At 31.0% G+C, this 19,655-nt stretch carries 19 protein-coding genes; 12 read left to right on the top strand and 7 right to left on the bottom strand.

All coding sequences use genetic code 11. From position 1 onward, the window contains the following. Both L8T82_RS02675 and L8T82_RS02680 read right to left on the bottom strand, forming a co-directional pair. Window positions 1–585: cache domain-containing protein (locus tag L8T82_RS02675; RefSeq protein ID WP_263665462.1), on the bottom strand; the 585-nt coding region annotated here is incomplete at its 3' end. A gap of 244 nt (window positions 586–829) precedes the next feature. Next, the gene (locus tag L8T82_RS02680; protein ID WP_133319569.1) at window positions 830–1,426 is read right to left on the bottom strand and encodes a peroxiredoxin; all 597 of its coding nucleotides are present in this window, start codon (window positions 1,424–1,426) and stop codon (window positions 830–832) included. 186 nt (window positions 1,427–1,612) lie between these two features. Here L8T82_RS02680 and L8T82_RS02685 point away from each other — a divergent pair, with 186 nt between their 5' ends. The 6 genes from L8T82_RS02685 to L8T82_RS02710 all read left to right on the top strand — a co-directional run bounded on the left by L8T82_RS02685 (window position 1,613) and on the right by L8T82_RS02710 (window position 4,946). Beyond that, window positions 1,613–1,897: a ferredoxin, 4Fe-4S gene (locus tag L8T82_RS02685; protein WP_039619165.1), complete on the top strand. Its 285-nt coding sequence runs from the start codon at window positions 1,613–1,615 to the stop codon at window positions 1,895–1,897. Window positions 1,898–2,053: 156 nt separating this feature from the next. Next, the gene (gene ndk, locus L8T82_RS02690; protein ID WP_263725818.1) at window positions 2,054–2,467 is read left to right on the top strand and encodes a nucleoside-diphosphate kinase; all 414 of its coding nucleotides are present in this window, start codon (window positions 2,054–2,056) and stop codon (window positions 2,465–2,467) included. Further along, window positions 2,467–2,820, top strand: a complete 354-nt coding sequence (locus L8T82_RS02695; protein ID WP_087699608.1) for a hypothetical protein — start codon at window positions 2,467–2,469, stop codon at window positions 2,818–2,820. Before ndk ends, L8T82_RS02695 begins: the two co-directional genes overlap by 1 nt. A gap of 14 nt (window positions 2,821–2,834) precedes the next feature. Then, the gene (rpmF, locus tag L8T82_RS02700) at window positions 2,835–2,981 is read left to right on the top strand and encodes a 50S ribosomal protein L32 (RefSeq protein WP_012662034.1); all 147 of its coding nucleotides are present in this window, start codon (window positions 2,835–2,837) and stop codon (window positions 2,979–2,981) included. A gap of 5 nt (window positions 2,982–2,986) precedes the next feature. Next, entirely contained in the window at window positions 2,987–3,976 is a 990-nt protein-coding gene (gene plsX / locus L8T82_RS02705) for a phosphate acyltransferase PlsX (RefSeq protein ID WP_263671240.1), read from the top strand. Then, window positions 3,963–4,946: a beta-ketoacyl-ACP synthase III gene (locus L8T82_RS02710; protein WP_263659785.1), complete on the top strand. Its 984-nt coding sequence runs from the start codon at window positions 3,963–3,965 to the stop codon at window positions 4,944–4,946. Before plsX ends, L8T82_RS02710 begins: the two co-directional genes overlap by 14 nt. 18 nt (window positions 4,947–4,964) lie before the next feature. Here L8T82_RS02710 and motB read toward each other — a convergent pair whose 3' ends face one another. Genes motB through polA form a run of 3 tightly spaced genes read right to left on the bottom strand, consistent with a single transcriptional unit; the run spans window position 4,965 to window position 9,134 of the window. Beyond that, the gene (gene motB, locus L8T82_RS02715; protein WP_133319564.1) at window positions 4,965–5,699 is read right to left on the bottom strand and encodes a flagellar motor protein MotB; all 735 of its coding nucleotides are present in this window, start codon (window positions 5,697–5,699) and stop codon (window positions 4,965–4,967) included. A gap of 9 nt (window positions 5,700–5,708) precedes the next feature. Beyond that, entirely contained in the window at window positions 5,709–6,482 is a 774-nt protein-coding gene (gene motA, locus L8T82_RS02720) for a flagellar motor stator protein MotA (RefSeq protein WP_133319563.1), read from the bottom strand. A 12-nt stretch (window positions 6,483–6,494) separates the two neighbouring features. After that, window positions 6,495–9,134: a DNA polymerase I gene (gene polA / locus L8T82_RS02725; protein WP_263725820.1), complete on the bottom strand. Its 2,640-nt coding sequence runs from the start codon at window positions 9,132–9,134 to the stop codon at window positions 6,495–6,497. 127 nt (window positions 9,135–9,261) lie between these two features. Between polA and L8T82_RS02730 the strand changes: the two genes are divergently transcribed. Beyond that, window positions 9,262–10,617, top strand: coding sequence for an MFS transporter (locus L8T82_RS02730; protein WP_087685416.1), 1,356 nt, complete (start codon window positions 9,262–9,264; stop codon window positions 10,615–10,617). After that, window positions 10,617–11,621, top strand: a complete 1,005-nt coding sequence (locus L8T82_RS02735; RefSeq protein ID WP_263725860.1) for a nucleoside hydrolase — start codon at window positions 10,617–10,619, stop codon at window positions 11,619–11,621. Before L8T82_RS02730 ends, L8T82_RS02735 begins: the two co-directional genes overlap by 1 nt. On the opposite strand, the gene L8T82_RS02740 is transcribed toward L8T82_RS02735, so the two are convergent. After that, window positions 11,577–12,020 (bottom strand): YqaA family protein, encoded by a 444-nt coding sequence (locus L8T82_RS02740; protein ID WP_263659782.1) that lies wholly within the window; start codon window positions 12,018–12,020, stop codon window positions 11,577–11,579. The genes L8T82_RS02735 and L8T82_RS02740 overlap by 45 nt on opposite strands. 276 nt (window positions 12,021–12,296) lie before the next feature. Here L8T82_RS02740 and trpB point away from each other — a divergent pair, with 276 nt between their 5' ends. Then, a complete protein-coding gene (trpB, locus tag L8T82_RS02745) occupies window positions 12,297–13,472 on the top strand; it encodes a tryptophan synthase subunit beta (protein ID WP_263725821.1) in 1,176 nt (391 codons plus the stop codon). A gap of 18 nt (window positions 13,473–13,490) precedes the next feature. Here trpB and uvrA read toward each other — a convergent pair whose 3' ends face one another. After that, entirely contained in the window at window positions 13,491–16,313 is a 2,823-nt protein-coding gene (gene uvrA, locus L8T82_RS02750; RefSeq protein WP_263725823.1) for an excinuclease ABC subunit UvrA, read from the bottom strand. Window positions 16,314–16,471: 158 nt separating this feature from the next. Between uvrA and L8T82_RS02755 the strand changes: the two genes are divergently transcribed. The 3 genes from L8T82_RS02755 to kcuS all read left to right on the top strand — a co-directional run bounded on the left by L8T82_RS02755 (window position 16,472) and on the right by kcuS (window position 19,627). Beyond that, window positions 16,472–17,185, top strand: coding sequence for a DUF4198 domain-containing protein (locus L8T82_RS02755; RefSeq protein WP_263661470.1), 714 nt, complete (start codon window positions 16,472–16,474; stop codon window positions 17,183–17,185). A 148-nt stretch (window positions 17,186–17,333) separates the two neighbouring features. Next, window positions 17,334–19,439 carry a carbon starvation CstA family protein gene (locus tag L8T82_RS02760; RefSeq protein WP_263725824.1) on the top strand — a complete coding sequence of 702 codons (2,106 nt, stop codon included), beginning with the start codon at window positions 17,334–17,336 and terminating at the stop codon, window positions 19,437–19,439. Further along, a complete protein-coding gene (gene kcuS, locus L8T82_RS02765; RefSeq protein ID WP_133319555.1) occupies window positions 19,436–19,627 on the top strand; it encodes a KCU-star family selenoprotein in 192 nt (63 codons plus the stop codon). The genes L8T82_RS02760 and kcuS overlap by 4 nt, the downstream gene beginning before the upstream one ends. Window positions 19,628–19,655: the final 28 nt, after the last annotated feature.

Consider the following 19,655-nt stretch of genomic DNA (forward strand, 5'->3'; position numbering starts at 1 on the left):
ATGCCCTATAGCTAAAACATCTTTAGAAAAAGTATGTAAATTATAGTCACCTCCAACTACCGCTAAGAGTTTTCCATTAGCATAAACAGGAATAGCATAAGTAATTCCTATTTCTCCTGTTGTTACAGATTTATATGGATCAGTTGTTATAAATTTTCCAGCTGCTTTAGCTTCTTTATACCAACCTCTATTTTTAGTATCATAACCCTTTGATAAATCAAGTACTTGACCATCTGATTGATAATTTTTGCCACTATCTTCAAAACCAACATAAACTAGCTCAAACCCAGAAGTTTTTGCAGCTAGTTTGAGAATTTGCATAATTTGTTCTGAAGGCATATTTAAATTACTAGAAAATTGCTCTGCTAAAGATTCTATAGCTAATCTTTTAGTTTTTCCATAAAAATCATACAGAGCATTTGTATCCACCATATTGTTTACTTGTATTTCTGTTAGTAAATCAAAAGTACTATTTTTTGAATTAAAATAACTGACTAAATTAATCAGTATTACAATAGAAACTACACCTACACACATTATCCATATAAGCTTTGAAGATAAGCTCTTAGAAAATGAAAAAACCATAACAGCTCCTTAAAATTTTGTAGTAAATTTTTATACAACGATTATCATGCTATTAATATAACAAAATAACAACAAAATAATAAATATATAAAATAAAAAGTAAATTATTTATTACATGATGTCCTAGTTATAATATTTTAAAAGCATTTATCAAAAATGTATATTAATCAGTATATTTTGAGAGTATTGTAACTTTATAACACAATTTATGCTAAGCTGAAAGAAAAACTTTCAGCTTAAAAAATTATAATTTATTTTCGTTTTTACTTAGATAATCAGCAACACCTTTAGGGTCAGCCTTCATACCTTCATCGCCTTTATTCCAACCAGCTGGGCAAACTTCACCATGTTCATTAGTAAATAACATAGTATCAACCATTCTAATCATTTCATCAATGTTTCTTCCAAGTGGTAAGTCATTTATAACTGCATGGCGGATTGTTCCATCAGCATCAAGCAAGAAAGAACCTCTTAAAGCAACTGCTTCTTCAAATAAAACATCAAAATTTCTAGCAATTTGTTTTGTTAAGTCAGCTACTAAAGGAAATTTAACTTGACCTATACCACCTTGATTTACCGGCATATTTTTCCAAGCAAAGTGAGAGAATTCGTTATCGCAAGATACACCAATTACTTCAATACCTCTATCTTTAAAATCTTGATATCTTTTATCAAAAGCAATAATTTCAGAAGGGCAAACAAAAGTAAAATCTTTTGGATAGAAAAATACTACTGCACCTTTTGGTCCTATATTTTTATAAAGATTAAAATCTCCAACTATTTCATTATTACCTAATACAGCAGGTGCTGTAAAATCAATAGCTTTTTTAGTTACTATCATCGTTTATCTCCTAATTAATAAATTTTATTTGTAACAAAATAATATCATTTGTAAATTTAAAAATTTATTAATTGTGTAAATTTGTATGTAAATTAATTTTATTATCAAAATTAAAAGATTTTAAGAATAAAATTAAGACAATTTTGATAATCTTATATTAAACTTTTAATATTTAAGGAGTAAAAAATGGCAGTTAAAATTACTGATATTTGTATAGCATGTGGTTCTTGTATAGATGAATGCCCAGTAAGTGCAATCGTAGATGATGCAAATAACCCTGAGGGCGAAGATAGATATTATGTTTATGCTGATAAATGTGTTGAATGTGTAGGACATAATGATCAGCCAGCATGTGCAAGTGCATGTCCAACTGATGGCTGTATTGTATGGAGCGATGTAGTTAGTGGTCAACCAAGTCGTGATAATATCGGAAGCGATTTAAGAGATGGCTCAACTCCGGTATTTGCTTAATTAATACCCAATACAAGCATCTTTCTAGTATTTAAGATGCTTGTAGCTTCTTCATTTTATAACTCAAAATTACAATTTTTATATAATTTTAAAGCATTTTTTGATATAATTAGCTCTTTTATAAATATAAAACTTATCTAAATTAAGGGGACGATTTTGGAAAAAACACTTTCTATTATTAAACCTGATGCAGTAAAAAAAGGCGTTATTGGTCAAATTTTAACACGCTTTGAAAGCAATGGTCTAAGAATAGCGGCTACAAAAAAAATACAGCTTTCAGAAAAAGAAGCACAAGAATTTTATGCTGTACACAAAGATAGACCATTTTTTAAAGACTTAGTTGAATTTATGGTCAGTGGTCCGGTTGTGGTTTCTGTTTTAGAAGGCGAAAATGCTGTGTTAAAAAACAGAGAATTAATGGGTGCTACAAATCCAAAAGAAGCGGCTCCTGGTACTATCAGAGCAGATTTTGCAGATAGTATTGATGCAAACGCGGTTCATGGAAGCGATAGCTTGGAAAATGCAAAAATTGAAATAGAATTTTTCTTTTCAAAAACTGAAATTTTATAATGAAAATTGCCTTTGCAAAACTTAGCTCTGTAGCTTATCCTTTTAAACTAGATCTTGATAATATAGTTTTTGAAGGAACTATTACAAAAGTTAATCCAAAATTAGCTAAAATAACAGCTAATTTTAAAGGATTTACTTATAGAAATTGCGATCGATGTGGTGATGAAATGGAACTTGAAATCGATCAAAATATAGAGCTTTTTGCAAGCGATGGAATTTTTAAAGATGAAAATAATACTTTAAGTGATACTATGGAGTTTTTTGACTCTCATATTGACTTAATAGAGCTTGCTACAAGTGAATTACAATCTTACTTAAGTGATTATTTTTATTGTAATAAATGTTTAAATTAATAAAGGAGTAAAAAATGGCAGTACCTAAGAGAAGAGTGAGCAAAACTCGCGCAGCAAAACGCAGAACTCATTACAAAGTTACCCTACCTATGCCTATTAAGGATAAAGATGGTAGCTACAAAATGCCTCATCGTGTAAATCCTGTAACTAAGGAATATTAAGAACAATGACGAGCATTGCTATTGATGCAATGGGTGGTGATTTTGGGGAAAAGCCTATTATAGAAGGTGTAATTCAAGCTCTAAAAGAGCGAAAATTTAAAGCCGTCTTAGTAGGAGATCCTCAAAAGCTTAAAACCTTAATCCCTCAAGAATTAAACTCATATATAGAATATGAAGAGGCTTTTGATGTGTTTGCTATGGAAGAAAATTCTACAGATGCATTAAAACGAAAAGATAGTACAATCTACAAAGCCATAGATTTAGTAAGAAATCAAAAAGCAAAAGCTGTTGTGTCAGCTGGACATAGTGGAGCTACTATGAGTTTGGCTACTTTAAGACTTGGAAGATTAGCCAATATCGCTAGACCTGCAATAGCCACTTTAATGCCAAATATCCATTCAAGAACATTAGTGTTAGATGTTGGTGCAAATGTTGATTGCAAAAGCGAGCATTTGTTTCAATTTGCCATTATGGGTGAAGCCTATGCTAAAGAAATTTTAAAAATTGCTAAGCCTAGAGTTGCTTTGCTTTCAAATGGTGAAGAAGAATGCAAAGGAAATGAGCTTACTAAAGAAACCCATCAACTTTTAAAGCAACTTCCAAATTTTGTCGGAAATGCTGAAGGAAGAGATATATTTAATGGCACGATAGATGTATTAGTATGCGATGGTTTTAATGGAAATATCTTACTTAAAACCGGTGAAGGTGTAGCAAGTGTTATTACAAAACTTTTAAAACAAGAAATTCAAAAATCTTTTTTATCAAAACTTGGCTATCTTTTAGCAAAACCTGCTTTTAATGAATTAAAAACCCACATTGATTATGAAGAATATGGAGGGGCTCCACTTCTAGGTGTGAAAGAATGTGTCATTATAAGTCATGGTAAAAGCGGTCCAAAAGCTATTAAAAATGCTATTTTTCAAGCATTAAATTTTACACAATCAAATATAAATCAAACTATAGAAAAAGAACTTGCCAATTATGAAATCAACTAAAGCTTCATTAAAAAGTATAGCTTCTTACATCCCTGAAAAAATACTTAGCAATAAAGAATTAGAATCTATGGTGCAAACTAGTGATGAGTGGATATTAAGAAGAACAGGAATAGAACAAAGACGCATAGCAAATGATGATGAAAACACAAGTGATCTTGGTACTAAAGCAGCTATCAAAGCTATACAAAGAGCGAATTTAAAACCTCAAGACATAGATGCTATTATTGTTGCTACTTTAAGTCCTGATTGCTTTACTATGCCATCAACTGCATGTAAAATTGCTCATAATCTTGGATTAAAAAACATCACTGCTTTTGACATTTCTGCAGCATGTTCAGGGTTTATTTATCTTTTAGAACTTGCTAAATCTATGGTTGAAAGCAAAACAAAGAAAAATGTTTTAATTATTGGAGCTGAAAAAATTAGCTCTATTATAGACTATACAGATAGAAGTATTTGTGTTTTATTTGGCGATGGAGCTGGTGCTGGAATTGTATCTTTAGATGATAATTATCCGATTATAGATACTCATACAGCAAGTGATGGGGAGTTTGGAGATTTATTAATAACTCAAAGATCTCAAAAAAGTAGCATTTGCTCTCCTCTTTCTATGCAAATGAAAGGAAACGAAGTATTTAAAATTGCAGTAAATACTCTAAGTAACGATGTTGTTGATATTCTTACAAAAAATAATATAAAAAGTGAAGAAATTGATCTTTTTATACCTCATCAAGCTAATTTAAGAATTATTAAAGCCGTGCAAGAAAAATTAAATTTTACAGATGAACAATGCGTAGTTACAGTGCAAAAATACGGCAATACTTCAGCAGCCTCAATACCTATGGCAATGAATGATGCTTATGAACAAGGTCGTTTAAAACAAGGCTCACTAATATTGCTTGATGCTTTTGGTGGTGGATTTACTTGGGGTTCAGCATTGCTTCGTTTTGGCGGAGAAAATAACAAATAAGTTTATAAAGCTTATTTGTTATTTAAAAGTTTCTATTTGATCTAATACTGACTTTCTAACTTGATTGTCTGAAGAATCTACACGAATATAAAACTCTACCCTATTATTTATTTCATCTTCTTTATTTGTACTTAAAGGATAATTATCACCAAAACTTACAACTATAAGTTGAGTTGGATCGATTCCTTTAGCTATTAAATAATCAGCTACAACTTGAGATCTTTTACTAGCTAAATCAAAATTTCTCTTAGGATCCCGATCGCTTGCATCAGTATAACCTCTAAGTTCTATTTGAGCTTGTTTTGGCATTTTCTTGAGCACTTCACTAATACGCTTTAAAAAATCTTGTACATCAGCAGAATCAATCTGAATACTACCCCTAGCAAATTCAACTCTAGCTGGTAAATTTAAAACTATATTATTTTCTCTTTGATCTAATGCTGCTTTTAATTTTTCTATATTTTCTTGTTGAGTAATACTTAATTTCTTAAGTTTTTCAAGCTCTTCTACATTTGCATTTGAAGGTGCGCTATATTTATTATGCACTTCACTTTCTTTTTCTAAAGGACTAGAAGCAGTGAATTCAAAAATTTTAACAAATTCAGTTTTCAAAGCTTCAGTTTTTGCAGGATTACTTTCAGAAATCGCCCAAAGAGCAATAAAAAGTGCCAAAAGCAAACTTAAAAAGTCCGCATAAGGCACTGCCCATTTTTCACCTGCTGGACATTCTGGACATTTATGTTTTTTTCCCATTTTTAACTCTTATTTATCAAATTGAGAAATTCTAGGCTCATCATGACTTAAATAGTTAAATAACTTTGCCTCCAAATCTCTTGGATTAGCTCCTTCTGCAATACTTACAATAGCGTGAGAAATAACTATTCTTTCCTTAATTAAATCATGTGAATTAGCTTTCATTTTATTACCCCAAGGCCCAAATAAAGCATAAGCTCCAAAAATTCCCGTAACAGTTGCTGTAAAAGCTCCTGAAATACCCGCTGCCATAGCCTGTGGATCATCAAGTAGTTTAAGTGCCAAAATCAATCCAAAAACAGCACCAACAAGCCCCATAGTAGGACAAGTTTCACCAAAGCGTATCCAATATTCTGCACATTCTTTATAATATTCTTCCATTTCTTCTACTTGAATTTCCATACTTTCTTTAATTTCTTCTACGCTCTTACCATCTACCATCATCATCATAGCTTCTTTTAAGAACTCATTGTCAATTTCATTAGTTTTTGACTCTAAAGCCAAAAGTCCATCTCTTCTTGCTATAACAGAGTATTCTACAAGCTCAGCTATTCTTTGACTTAAATTTACCCCCGAACCTTTAAAAACTACCTTTAATTCCTTATATGCACCTTTAACAATTTTTTTATGTGTAGAAGTCATTGCGCAAAAAGCTGCTGTAGGCACCACGATAATAAAAGACGCTAAGTGTAAAACATGCAAAGGGTTACCACCCTCTAAAATATCCCCTACAGAAATACTAACAACAGCTAATACCATCCCAAGTATGGTTGAAAGATCCATTAAACATTCTCCTTATTTTAATATACCCCAATTTTTGGCAATACTTGATGAAGTTTTTAATTTAACTTTTAATTTTACAATATTTTCCATAATATCACTAGCTTTTTTTGCAAAATCCTCACAAAGTTCATCTTTTACTTCAAAAATAAGCTCATCATGAATTTGCAAAATTAAGCGTTTGTTTTCATCCAAATTTCTACTTATTTCTATCATTGCCAATTTTATTATATCGGCAGCTGAACCTTGAAGTATAGAGTTAATACTCTCTCTTTCATGCATTGCAATTTGCATAGGCTTTACATTTTCAAAATCAAAATAACGCTTACGACCTAGTAAAGTACTTATAAAGCCATTTTGCTTAGCTTCATTTTTTACTTTTTCAAAATAAGTTTTAATACTAGTAAAATTCTCAAAATATTTTTCAATATATTCTTTAGCTAATTTCGCTTCTATTTTTAAATTTTGGCTCAAAGTCTTATAACCCATACCATAAATAAGACCAAAATTTATACTTTTAGCAATACTTCTTGTCTCATAATCACTATGGCCAAAAATCATAATAGCAGTTTTTGCATGAATATCCTCATCGTTTGAAAACGCTTCTAATAATTTCTCATCTTCACTAAAATGTGCTAGCATTCTAAGCTCAATTTGTGAATAATCAAGTGAGATAAAACTAAATCCTTCTTTTGCAATAAAGCAAGATTTATAATCTTTAGCATATTGACCATGTGCAGGGATATTTTGCAAATTTGGATCTTTTGATGAAAGGCGTCCAGTAGCTGTTCCTGTTTGCAAAAAACTTGAATAAATTCTTGAATTTTCATCTTTTTTAGCTAATTTTAACAAAGGTTCACAATAAGTAGAAACTAATTTTGCAAGCTCTCTGTAAGCTAAAATTTCTTTTACAATCAAATGTTCATCTAAAATAGCATTTAAAACCTTTTCATCAGTAGAATAACCTGTTTTGCTTTTTTTACCACTTGGTAATTTTAATTTTTCAAATAAAATATCCCCTACTTGTTTAGGAGAGTTAATATTAAATTTTTCACCCGCTAAATCATATATTTTTTCACTTAGTATTTTAATATCTTGATTAAAACTTTGCATTAAGTTTTCAAGCTTTTGAGTGTCAAGTTTAATGCCATTATTTTCCATCATAATAAGCACTTTGATAAATTCAAACTCACTTTTTTGTGCAAGTTCAAATAAAGGCTTTTCTAAATTTTTTAAAAAATACAAATAAAATCTTAAAGTAATATAAGCATCTTCAGCAGCATATTTACAAGCTTTTTCTACATCCACTCCTGCAAAGTTTTCTCCTTTTTTTACCAAGTCTTCAAAATGTAAAGTCTCATAAGCAAACAATCTTTTTGCCAAATCATCCATATTTACACGCAAACTTGGCTCTTTAAGCCATGCAAGTATCATAGTATCAGCATAGTTTTTTGGAGGAAGTAAATTAAAATTATTTTTTATGATTTCAAAGTCATATTTAAGATTATGGCCTATAACCGTGCTTTGATATATTTTTTCTATACCCTTTTTAGCTACTTGCATAGAAATTTGCTTACAAACTCCTAAATAATCATGTGCAAGTGGCACATAAAAGGCTTCACTTTCATGAAAACAAAAACTAAACCCTACTATCTTAGCTTCTTTAGTATCCAAGCCCGTAGTTTCGGTGTCAAAAGCAACAATGCTTTGATCATCAATTTTTTCTAAAATTTCAAATAATTCTTTCTCATCTAAAATTAATCTTGCATTAAATCCTAAATTTTTATCTTTATTAGTAGGATTAGTGCGTAGTTTTTTTAACAAAGCATTTAATTCATAATGCTCTAAAATATCCATAATCTTAAGCAAAGGCTCATCTTTTGGATACTCACAATTTAAAAGCATATCTTTTACATCTAAATTTTCATACAAAGAAGCAAGTTTTTTACTCAAAAAGGCATTTTCTTTGCCTTCAAGCAACAAATTACGACTTCTCTCATTACGCACTAGTGTTAAGTTTTCATAAATTCCCTCAATACTTTCAAACTCATCAAGTAAATTCTTAGCACCCTTAGCACCAATTCCTTTTACCCCTGGGATATTATCTGAACTATCTCCGCATAGAGCTAAAAAATCTCTTATTTGGCTAGGTTTTACCCCATATTTTTCCAAACACCCTGCTTCATTATAATCATTTTTTGAAATAGGGCTATAAATACTAACTTTATCATCTTTTATAAGTTGATATAAATCTTTATCTTGAGTGATAATTCTTATAAAAATATCCTTACTTTCACACTCTTTAACTAAAGATGCGATGATATCATCAGCCTCATATCCTTCGCAAGAAAAACTTGAAAAACCCATTTTTTCTATCATTTGAATGCAAATTGGAATTTGAGCTAATAAATCAGGCGGAGGTGGAGTGCGGTTGATTTTATAATTTGGATCAATTTCACTTCTAAAAGTTTTTCCTTTACTATCAAGAGCAAAAATAATCATATCACTAGGATGTTCATTTTTCAAACTATAAATAAAATTAGCAAAACCACTAATCATATTACTAGGCTCACCTTTTGAATTTTTCAACCCCTTTAAAGCATAAAAAAGTCTAAAGAAAAAGCCAAAAGTATCAATTATTGTTAAAGTTTTCATTTTTTTCCTATATTAAAAAATAATAATAATTATCGCCCAAAATTATTTAAAAGTCGGTAAAAAGTATTAAATTTCCATTTTAAGCATTTTAGTTACAATTATATTTTAAATTTAAAACAAAGGTTTAATCTTGCAAACAAAATCAATCGCGGATGAAAATTTTCAAACTCCACAAGGAAAAAAGGCATTTAAAAAGGCTGTGTTTTCATGCTGGCTAGGAACTGCCATGGAATATGCAGATTTTGCACTTTATGGCTTAGCTGCAGCTACTGTTTTTTCAGAAGTTTTCTTTCCTGAACAAACTCCTGTTATAGCATTATTGCTTAGTTTTGTTACTTATGGTATAGGTTTTATTGCTAGACCTATTGGAGCTTTATTTTTTGGATATTTAGGAGATAAATACGGAAGAAAAAATGTATTAATGAGCACCATTGCATTAATGGGTATTTCAACTACTTTAATTGGTTTTATACCAAGTTATGCAGTAATTGGAATTTGGGCTCCTATATGTTTGGTTATTTTGCGTTTTATGCAAGGCTTTGGAGCAGGTGCTGAGCTTTCAGGTGGGACTGTCATGCTTGGAGAATATGCTCCTAGCAAACATAGAGGTTTAATCTCTTCTGTTATAGCACTTGGATCAAACAGCGGAACCTTACTTGCAGCTTTCGTGTGGCTTTTAGTTACAAGTATGGATGATGCTAGTTTTAAAGAATGGGGATGGAGAATTCCTTTTATAGGAAGTATTTTTATAGCACTTTTTGCTGTTTATATGCGTTTAAATGTAAAAGAAACTCCTGTTTTTGAAAAACAAAAAGAATTAATGCTAAAAATTCGTCATGAAAATGAAGCACATATGAAAAAAGATGAAAGAACTTTTTGGCAGAAAAGTCGTGCATTTTGGACTATGGTGGGTATAAGGATAGGAGAAAATGGACCATCTTATCTTGCACAAGGCTTTATAGTAGGTTATGTAACTAAAATTTTACTTCTTGATAAATCAGTAGCCACAACTGCTGTTGTTATCGCTTCTTTGGTGGGATTTTTGGTTATACCTTTAGCAGGATATTTAAGTGATAAATTTGGAAGGCGTATTACTTATAGAACCTTTTGCTTGCTTTTAATGCTTTATGCTTTCCCTGCTTTTATGCTACTTGATAGTAAAAATGAAATTATTGTAATTTTAACTATCATCGTAGGTATGTCTTTGGCATCTTTAGGAATTTTTGGCGTACAAGCTGCGTGGGGTGTGGAGCTTTTTGGAGCAAAAAATCGCTATACCAAAATGGCACTAGCAAAAGAATTTGGCTCTATACTTTCAGGAGGAACCGCTCCTATGATAGCTTCAGCTTTACTTGCTTATTATGGCACTTGGTGGCCAATAGCCTTGTATTTTGTTATCACTGCAGGAATTGGTTTTATCACAACTTTCTTTGCACCAGAAACTAGAGGTAGGGATTTAAATTTAATAGAAGATGCGATATGATACGCCTTATTTTAGATACTGATATAGGCAATGGAATAGCAGGGGCTAATACTGATGATGGTTTAGCCCTTGGACTTATTTTAGCCTCCAAAGAAATCAAACTTGAAATGATTAGCACTTTAAGTGGTAATGTGCAAGCTTTAACCGCTTATAGTGTTGCTAAAGATTTATTAAATAAGCTTAATCTAGATATACCTTTGTATTTAGGTGCTCATGAAGCTTTATGTGAAGATAGTCATTTTTGGAGACAAAGACTAGATAAAGGCGTAGAAGAGTTTAAGCTTACTCATCTTTGGGATCATATAAAACCTATAAAAATCTTAGAAAACATAAACCCAAATGCTTGTATGAAAATGGGTGAGCTTATTATGCAAAACCCAGGTGAAATTTCAATTTGCACTATAGGGCCTTTAACAAATATAGCCATAGCTATGAAGCTTTTTAAAGACTTTGATAAAAATGTAAAAGAAATTTTTATCATGGGTGGAAGTTTTGATATGCCTTATCATATCAAAGATACAAATTTTGGCTTTGATCCTGAAGCTGCTAGTATAGTTTTAAACTCAAGAGCTAAAATCACACTTGTTCCTTATAATGCAACAATGCAAACTATGCTCACGCATGAAGATTTAAATACTTTAGAAAATCAAAATCCACTTTGTGATTTTTTAGTGCAGACTTTAAGAGTTTGGATTGATTATGCAAGCAAAACAAGAGGCACAAATGGCACATGGATACACGATGCATTAACTATTGCTTATATGCTTGATCCAAATTTAGCAAATTTTGATGAGTATTTAGTAGATGTCATTTGTGATAGTACTTTTGCTAGAGGAAGCACGATAAGGTGTTTTAAAGATGCAAAAATGCCTATGAAAAATCATGAATTAAAAAACACCATAAAAGTTTTAAAAGATGTTGATAATGCTAGACTTTTAAATCTTTTAAAATCAAGGCTTTTAAATGGAATTTGCTATGAAAATTACAAAAGCATAACGACTTAATTTACCCAAGGCTATAAAAATACTTGCTTTTAAAAAAGAATACTTAGCAAATCCAAGCCCTAGTGCAAAAAGATCTCCCACTATGGGCAAAAAAGTAAAAAAAGCATACAAAGAGCCAAATTTTTTAAAGTTTGCATTGATTTTTTCTAATTTACATAAAGAGTTTTTAAAATATTTTTCCAAAATTTGACTCTCTCCAAAATAAGCTAATGCATAAGTACTTAAACTACCCAAAGTATTTCCCAAACTTGCTATAAATAAAACCATATAAGCATTAAAATCTAATTTCACAAAAGCAAGCACAAAAGCCTCACTTGCCATAGGTAAAAGCGTGCTAGAGAGAAAACATACTATAAAAAGCCCTATATAGCTTATATCATTATATAAAAAATCAAACATTACAAATTTTCTTAGTATTTATTTTATAAACTATCATTTTAAAGAATTTTTAATAATAATTATCTTAGAATGTAAAGTCATTTGGCAATTTTTTAAAAGGAAAAACTATGGAAAGGAAAAAATTTTCTAAACTAAATTTAGAATACTCATTTAACAAAGCTTCTTTTTCTTGGCGTTAAGCCTGCTACTACATTTTCAATCATTTTTTATTTTACATTTTTAGTTTTAGTTAATCATTTTTTGATTTTAAATTATTAATCATTTTAAGGAAACACTATGAAAAAATATTATGGAAAATTTGGTGGGCAATTTGTGCCAAATGAAGCAAAAATAGCATTAGATGAAGTAGAAAAAGCTTTTTTAAAACTCAAAAAAGATAAAGATTTTAACACAGAATTAAAAGAACTCTTAGCTAATTATGTGGGAAGACCTACACCTTTATACCATGCTAAAAATTTAAGCAAGCTTTATAATCATGAAATTTATTTAAAAAGAGAAGACTTAACTCACACAGGAGCTCATAAGATCAACAATGCCATAGCTCAAGCCTTAATGGCAAAGAAAATGAATAAGAAAAAAATTATTGCAGAAACCGGAGCAGGACAACACGGGCTTGCAACAGCTACTGCAGCAGCACTTTTGGGGCTTGAATGTGAGATATTTATGGGAGCTATTGATGTAAAAAGGCAAGCCTTAAATGTCTATAAAATGGAGCTTTTAGGAGCAAAAGTTCACGCAGTAGAAAGTGGAAGTAAAACTTTAAGTGATGCGGTAGATGAGGCTTTAAAGTTTTGGGTTAAAAATACCAAAGAAGTATTTTATGTAGTAGGAAGTGCAGTGGGACCTTATCCTTATCCACAAATTGTTACGCATTTTCAAAGTATTATAGGTAAAGAATGCAAAATGCAACTTAGAAAATTAAATAAAAAAGTTGATTACATCATAGCAGCAGCTGGAGGTGGTAGCAATGCTGCTGGAATTTTTCATGCATTTTTAAAAGATGAAAAAGTTAAGCTCATAGGTGTTGAAGCAGCAGGTTTAGGAAAAGATACACCTTATCATGCAGCCACACTTACTAAAGGCAAAGAAGGTATTATCCATGGTATGAAAACTAAAGTTTTACAAGATGATAAAGGCAATATTGCTCATACTTTTAGTATTTCTGCTGGGCTTGATTACCCTGGCATAGGGCCTTTGCACGCATATTTGCAAGAAAGTAAAAGAGCAAGTTATCATGCTATTAGTGATGATGAGTGTATTAATGCTTTAAAATTATTATGTAAAGAAGAAGGTATTATACCCGCTATTGAAAGCTCACATGCATTAGCTTATTTAGAAAAACTTTGTCCGATTTTAAAGAAAAAAAGTGTGATAGTTGTAAATCTTTCAGGAAGAGGCGATAAAGATATGCAAAGTATTTATGAATATAAAAAAGGTGAAATTTATGGTTGAAGAATAACTTCAACCAATTTATTTTTTTATGCTTTTTAGCTCTAAATTTAGATAATACCCTGTATAAGAACCACTTTTTTTATGATTTTTAGCAAGCTCTTCAACGCTACCTTTAGCTATAACCTTACCACCTTTAACTCCACCTTCAGGTCCCATATCGATGATATAATCAGCATTTTTAATCACATCTAAATTATGCTCTATCACAAACACACTATTTCCAAGATCAACTAAATGTTGCAAAACTACAATAAGTTTATTAACATCTTCAAAATGAAGTCCTGTTGTAGGTTCATCTAAAATATAAAGAGTTTTTCCTGTATCGCTTCTACTTAATTCTTTAGCTAACTTAATACGCTGAGCCTCCCCACCACTTAAAGTAGTTGCATTTTGTCCTAAGGTAAGATAATCAAGCCCAACTTTTACCAAAGTATCAAGCTTTTGTTTTATCTTTGGCACAGAAGTAAAAAACTCACTTGCTTCAATAATACTCATATTTAAAACATCAGCTATGCTTTTACCTTTATATTTGATCTCTAAAGTTGCATCATTATATCTTTTGCCATTACAAACATCACAAGTTACCATCACATCAGGCAAAAAGTGCATTTCTATTTTAATTTCACCATCGCCGCTACACTTTTCACATCTTCCACCTTTAACATTAAAAGAAAAACGCCCTGCTTTATAACCTCGCATTTTAGCTTCTTTAGTAGCTGCAAAAAGATTACGAATTTCATCCATAGCACCTGTGTAAGTAGCAGGATTTGAACGAGGAGTCCTTCCTATAGGACTTTGGTCAAGATAAATCACCTTATCAAGTTTTTCTAAACCTTCTATCTTAACCCCACTTAGTTTTTTAACTTTTTTAGCACGGTTAAGCTCTTCTTTTGCAAATGGAAGCAAAGTTTGCAAGATTAGTGAGCTTTTACCGCTTCCTGAAACACCTGTAATTGCTACTAAATTATGCAATGGAAAATCTACACTCAAATTTTGAATATTATTAATACTCACATCTTTTAAACTAATAAAATCTTTTTGTTCTCTATTTTTTTGATGAGCAATTTGCTTTTTACCACTCATATAAAGGGCGGTTTGACTTTTGCTTTTTAATAATTCTTTATAAGTTCCACTAAATACAACTTCACCACCAAATTTACCAGCATTTGGACCAATATCTACGATAAAATCTGCTTCTTCTATTGTCATTTTATCATGCTCAACCACGATTAAAGTATTACCCTTTTGCTGAAGATTTCTTAAAGTTTTAATGAGTTTTGCTGTATCTCGCTCATGCAAACCAATGCTAGGCTCATCTAAAACATACATCACTCCACTTAAACCACTACCAATTTGAGATGCTATACGAATTCTTTGAGCCTCACCTCCGCTAATGGTTCTTGCATCACGCCCTAAAGATAAATACCCAAGTCCTACATCATAAAGAAAAAATAATCTTTCATTAATTTCTTTAAAAATAGGTTTAGCTATCAATCTTTCTTGCTCACTTAAATACGCAAAATTAGCTTCTTTTGAAAAAAATGCAGTGGTATTTTCTATGCTCATATCTAAAATTTCACCCAAATTTTTCTCAGCTACTTTTACAGCTAAACTCTCAGCTCTTAAACGATGACCATTGCAATCTTTGCAAGTTTTTTCGCTCATATACTCGCTTAAATCTTTTTCATCTTTTAGCATTTCATAAGCATATTTAACTGCACCTTCAAATTTGCGATTTAAGCGATGTCTTTTCCATAAAAAGTTAATTTCCTTGGCATTACCATAAAGCACCAGACGCTTTTCTTCTTCACTTAACTCATTATATGGAATTTTTACCCTGATATCATTTTGCTCACAAAAGGCCATTAAAAACTTATAATAATAACTTTTATTAAACCCATATAATAGCTTTACAGCTCCTGCTTCTAAGCTTAATTCTTCATTGATAAGTTTTTTCATATCAAGTGTGTATCTTATACCAAGACCATCACAACTTGGACAAGCACCTTTTGGAGAATTAAAAGAAAAACTCAAAGGCTCAAGCAAAGGAAAGGAAATTTTACAATCAAAACAAGCATTATGCTCACTATAATGAAAATGTTTTGCTATGTTTAATTCTTCATTATTTAAAACTTCAATTTCCACTTCACCAAAGCTCTCACTAAGACCTTTTTCTATATCGCTTGCAAGTCTTGCCAACATATCATCTTGCACTTGGAGTCTATCTATCACAAGCTTTATTGTATGTTTTTTAGTTTTAGCAAGCTCAATATCCTCATCAAGACGCGTTAAAACCCCATCAATTTGTGCTCTAACATAGCCTTTTGCGACTAAATTTTCCAAAAGATCTGCAAAAGTTCCCTTTTTTTCTTTGATCAAAGGAGCATAAATGATGATTTTTGCCCCTTTTGGAAGCTTTAAAATTTCACCTACGATATCTGCTGCACTCATAGATGAGATTTTTTGGCCACATTGATGACAATGTTGTGAGCCAATCCTTGCATATAAAAGTCTTAAATAATCATAAATTTCAGTAATAGTCCCAACAGTTGATCGAGGATTTTTAGAAGTTGTTTTTTGATCAATAGCAATAGCAGGAGTTAAACCTTCTATTTTATCAACATTTGGCTTACCCACTTTATCTAAAAACTGCCTTGCATAAGCACTTAAACTCTCAATATAGCGGCGTTGTCCTTCTGCATAAAGCGTACCAAAAGCTAAAGTGGATTTACCACTTCCACTAAGTCCTGTAAAAACTATAAGCTTATTTTTAGGAATTTCTAGGTTGATATTTTTAAGATTATTCTCTTTAGCACCAATTATATTAATAGTATCATTCATAACTTTTCCTAAATATTTAAAAATAAATTTATGATTTTAACATAAGAAAAATTAAAATATTTTTCTTTTTTATAAAGGAAAAATTAAAATACATTCTTAAGTTTCATATAAATAAAAATATATATAATGATTATCAAAATTATTTTAAAGGAGAAAAAATGAAATTTTCAAAAATGGTGTTTTTGAGTTTTTTTATAGCAAGTTCTGCTTTAGCTCATCAATTCTTTCCTATGCAAACTAGCAATGGATATGAAGTAGGTTTTTGGGCTGATGATCACTGGGGACAATATCAACCTGATAGGGTTTTTGGTATAAGTGCAAAAGATTCTCAAGGAAAAAATTTAAAAGCTGGCTATGACTACGAAAATAACAAAATATTTATTGAGGGAAAACCTGCTGTTGCAAGTGTTAATTATGATTTTGGATATTACACATTTACAAAAGATGGAAAACATTATGCACAAAAAAGATCTGATATTACAGATATTACTGGTGCAAATGAAGTCACTCAAACAAGAAAAATTTTCAAAATGGGAAAAAGTATTTTTTCTTGGGATGAAGGTTCAAAAAAACCATTAGGATTAAAATTTGAAATAGTTCCTTTACAAAATCCTTTAACACTACATGAAGGAGATAAATTAAAACTCCAAGTTTTACTAGATGGAAGACCCGTAAAAGGAGTTGAATTTGAAGATCAAAATGATGATATCGACAACATAGCAACAAATGAAAAAGGTATAGCAACAATCACACTCACAAAACCAAAAGATGGTTTACAAATAATAGCTGCAAACATCAAACTACCATACAATCTAGACAGATATGGCGATACTTTACAATTGACAGCGACACTAAGTTTTAAATCTAAATAATTTCAAATTCTTAGTCAATAAAATTAATTTTTAATTGACTAAGAAATATGTTACATTTTGTAATATATTAATTTTTTATTTATCCTATATAGCAATAAAATATAATTCTACGATACACTAAATAAATTCACTAAAGCAAAGGAATTAAATGAATATTACTAACAAAATATTATGGTTTTTTGTTGCCATTGTCGGTGCTGTTTGTTTTGGCATATTAGCACTCCAAAATGGCGAAAGTATTTCAGCGATTTATCTTGTTATTGCTGCTTTATGTATTTATATCATAGGGTATAGATTTTATGGTAGATATATTGCCTATAAGGTGCTAGAGCTAGATAAAAACAGAGCAACTCCTGCTGTAGTTAAAAATGACGGATGTGATTTTGTCCCTACAAATAAAATTGTGCTTTTTGGACATCATTTTGCCGCTATCGCAGGAGCTGGTCCTTTGGTAGGTCCTATACTTGCTGCACAAATGGGTTATTTACCCTCTATGCTTTGGATATTAATAGGCGGTGTTTTAGCAGGTGCGGTACATGATTTTGTAGTTTTATTTATATCTACGCGTCGTAATGGAAAATCTTTAGGAGAGATGATAAAAGATGAATTAGGACAATTTATCGGCGCAATAGCAATGATTGCTATATTTGGAATTATGCTTATAATTATTGCGATTTTAGCTATGGTTGTTGTAAAAGCTTTAGCAGAATCTCCATGGGGATTATTTACCATCGCAATGACCATTCCTATTGCTGTTTTTATGGGAATTTATATGAGATTTTTAAGACCTGGTAGGGTTGGTGAAGCTTCTATTATAGGTTTTATATTGCTCATATTAGCCATACATTATGGAAGTGAAATAGCTGCTGATCCTTATTGGGCGAAAATATTTACCTTTGATGCACCAACTTTAGCACTTATTATGATGGCTTATGGTTTTATAGCTGCAATTTTACCTGTTTGGTTTTTACTTGCTCCAAGAGATTATTTATCAACTTTTTTAAAAATCGGTGTTATTGTGGTTATGGCTTTAGCTATTGTATTTGTAGCACCTGATCTTCAAATGCCAAAAATTAATTCTCAATATTTAGATGGAAGTGGGCCTGTATTTGCTGGAGCAATTTTTCCATTTTTATTTATTACCATTGCATGCGGAGCTATTAGTGGTTTTCATGCATTAATTTCAAGTGGCACAACTCCTAAAATGCTTGAAAATGAAACTCATGCATTAGCTGTTGGATATGGCTCTATGCTTATGGAAAGTGCTGTGGCTATCATGGCTTTAATTTGTGCTTGTATTTTACACCCTGGTCTTTACTTTGCCATCAATGCGCCTGCTGCTACTATAGGTGTAGATGTTGCAAATGCAGCTGCTGCTATTTCTAGCTGGGGTTTTAAAATAACTCCTGAAGAAATCACTACTTTAACTACAAATATAGGTGAACAAAGCATATTATCAAGAACTGGTGGGGCACCAACATTTGCTGTAGGTGTTGCTTTAGTTTTACATGAATTATTTGGTGGAGTGAATTTAATGGGCTTTTGGTATCACTTTGCTATTTTATTTGAAGCCTTGTTTATTTTAACTGCAGTTGATGCTGGGACAAGAGCTTGTAGATTTATGGCTCAAGATATATTGGGTAATGTTTATAAACCTTTAGGAAATATCAATAATACCTTAGCAGGAATTTTTGCAACAGCTTTAAGTGTTGGTGGATGGGGGTATTTTCTCTATCAAGGAGCGATAGATCCAAAAGGTGGAATTTACTCATTATGGCCACTTTTTGGAGTGAGTAATCAAATGCTTGCTGGTATGGCATTGCTTTTAGCAAGTGCGATTTTATTTAAAATGGGGAAAGCAAGATATACTTGGATTACTCTCATACCTGCTTGTTTTGTTTTAATCGCAACACTTTATGGAGGTATTCAAAAAATTCTTCCTTACAAAGAAGGAGATCCAATCCATAATGCTATAAGTCATGTTGCTGCTGTACAAATAAATACGCAAAAAATACAAGAATTTAATTTAAAACTTTCTCAAACACAAGATGAAGCAATAATCGAGCAAATCAAAAAAGATATAAAATTAGCATCTCAAGCTAAAAATTCCAATTTAATAAATGCAATTTTATGTGTGTTTTTCATGATTACCACTTTGCTTGTTATACTTTCTTGTTTTGGAATTTTTATCAAAAAATTAAACATTCCTTTAAAAGAAAGCCCTTATATAGCATTAAAAAAGGAAAAAACATGATAAAAAAACTTAAATTATGGTATGAAAAATCCGAAAGGTTTTTTCATCCCTTAGTTGGAGTTGCAAGCTATGATAAATATCTTGAACATATGAGAGAAAAACATCCTAAAGCACCTTGTAAAAGTAGAAAAGAATTTTTCAAAGATTTTCTTGAAAAAAAATACAATAGTGGTTTAGGAAAATGCTGATAAATATTAAAGAGTAAAGTTTTTACTA

This window comes from Campylobacter sp. IFREMER_LSEM_CL292, assembly GCF_025771615.1.
Classification (GTDB): Bacteria; Campylobacterota; Campylobacteria; order Campylobacterales; family Campylobacteraceae; genus Campylobacter_D; species Campylobacter_D lari_D.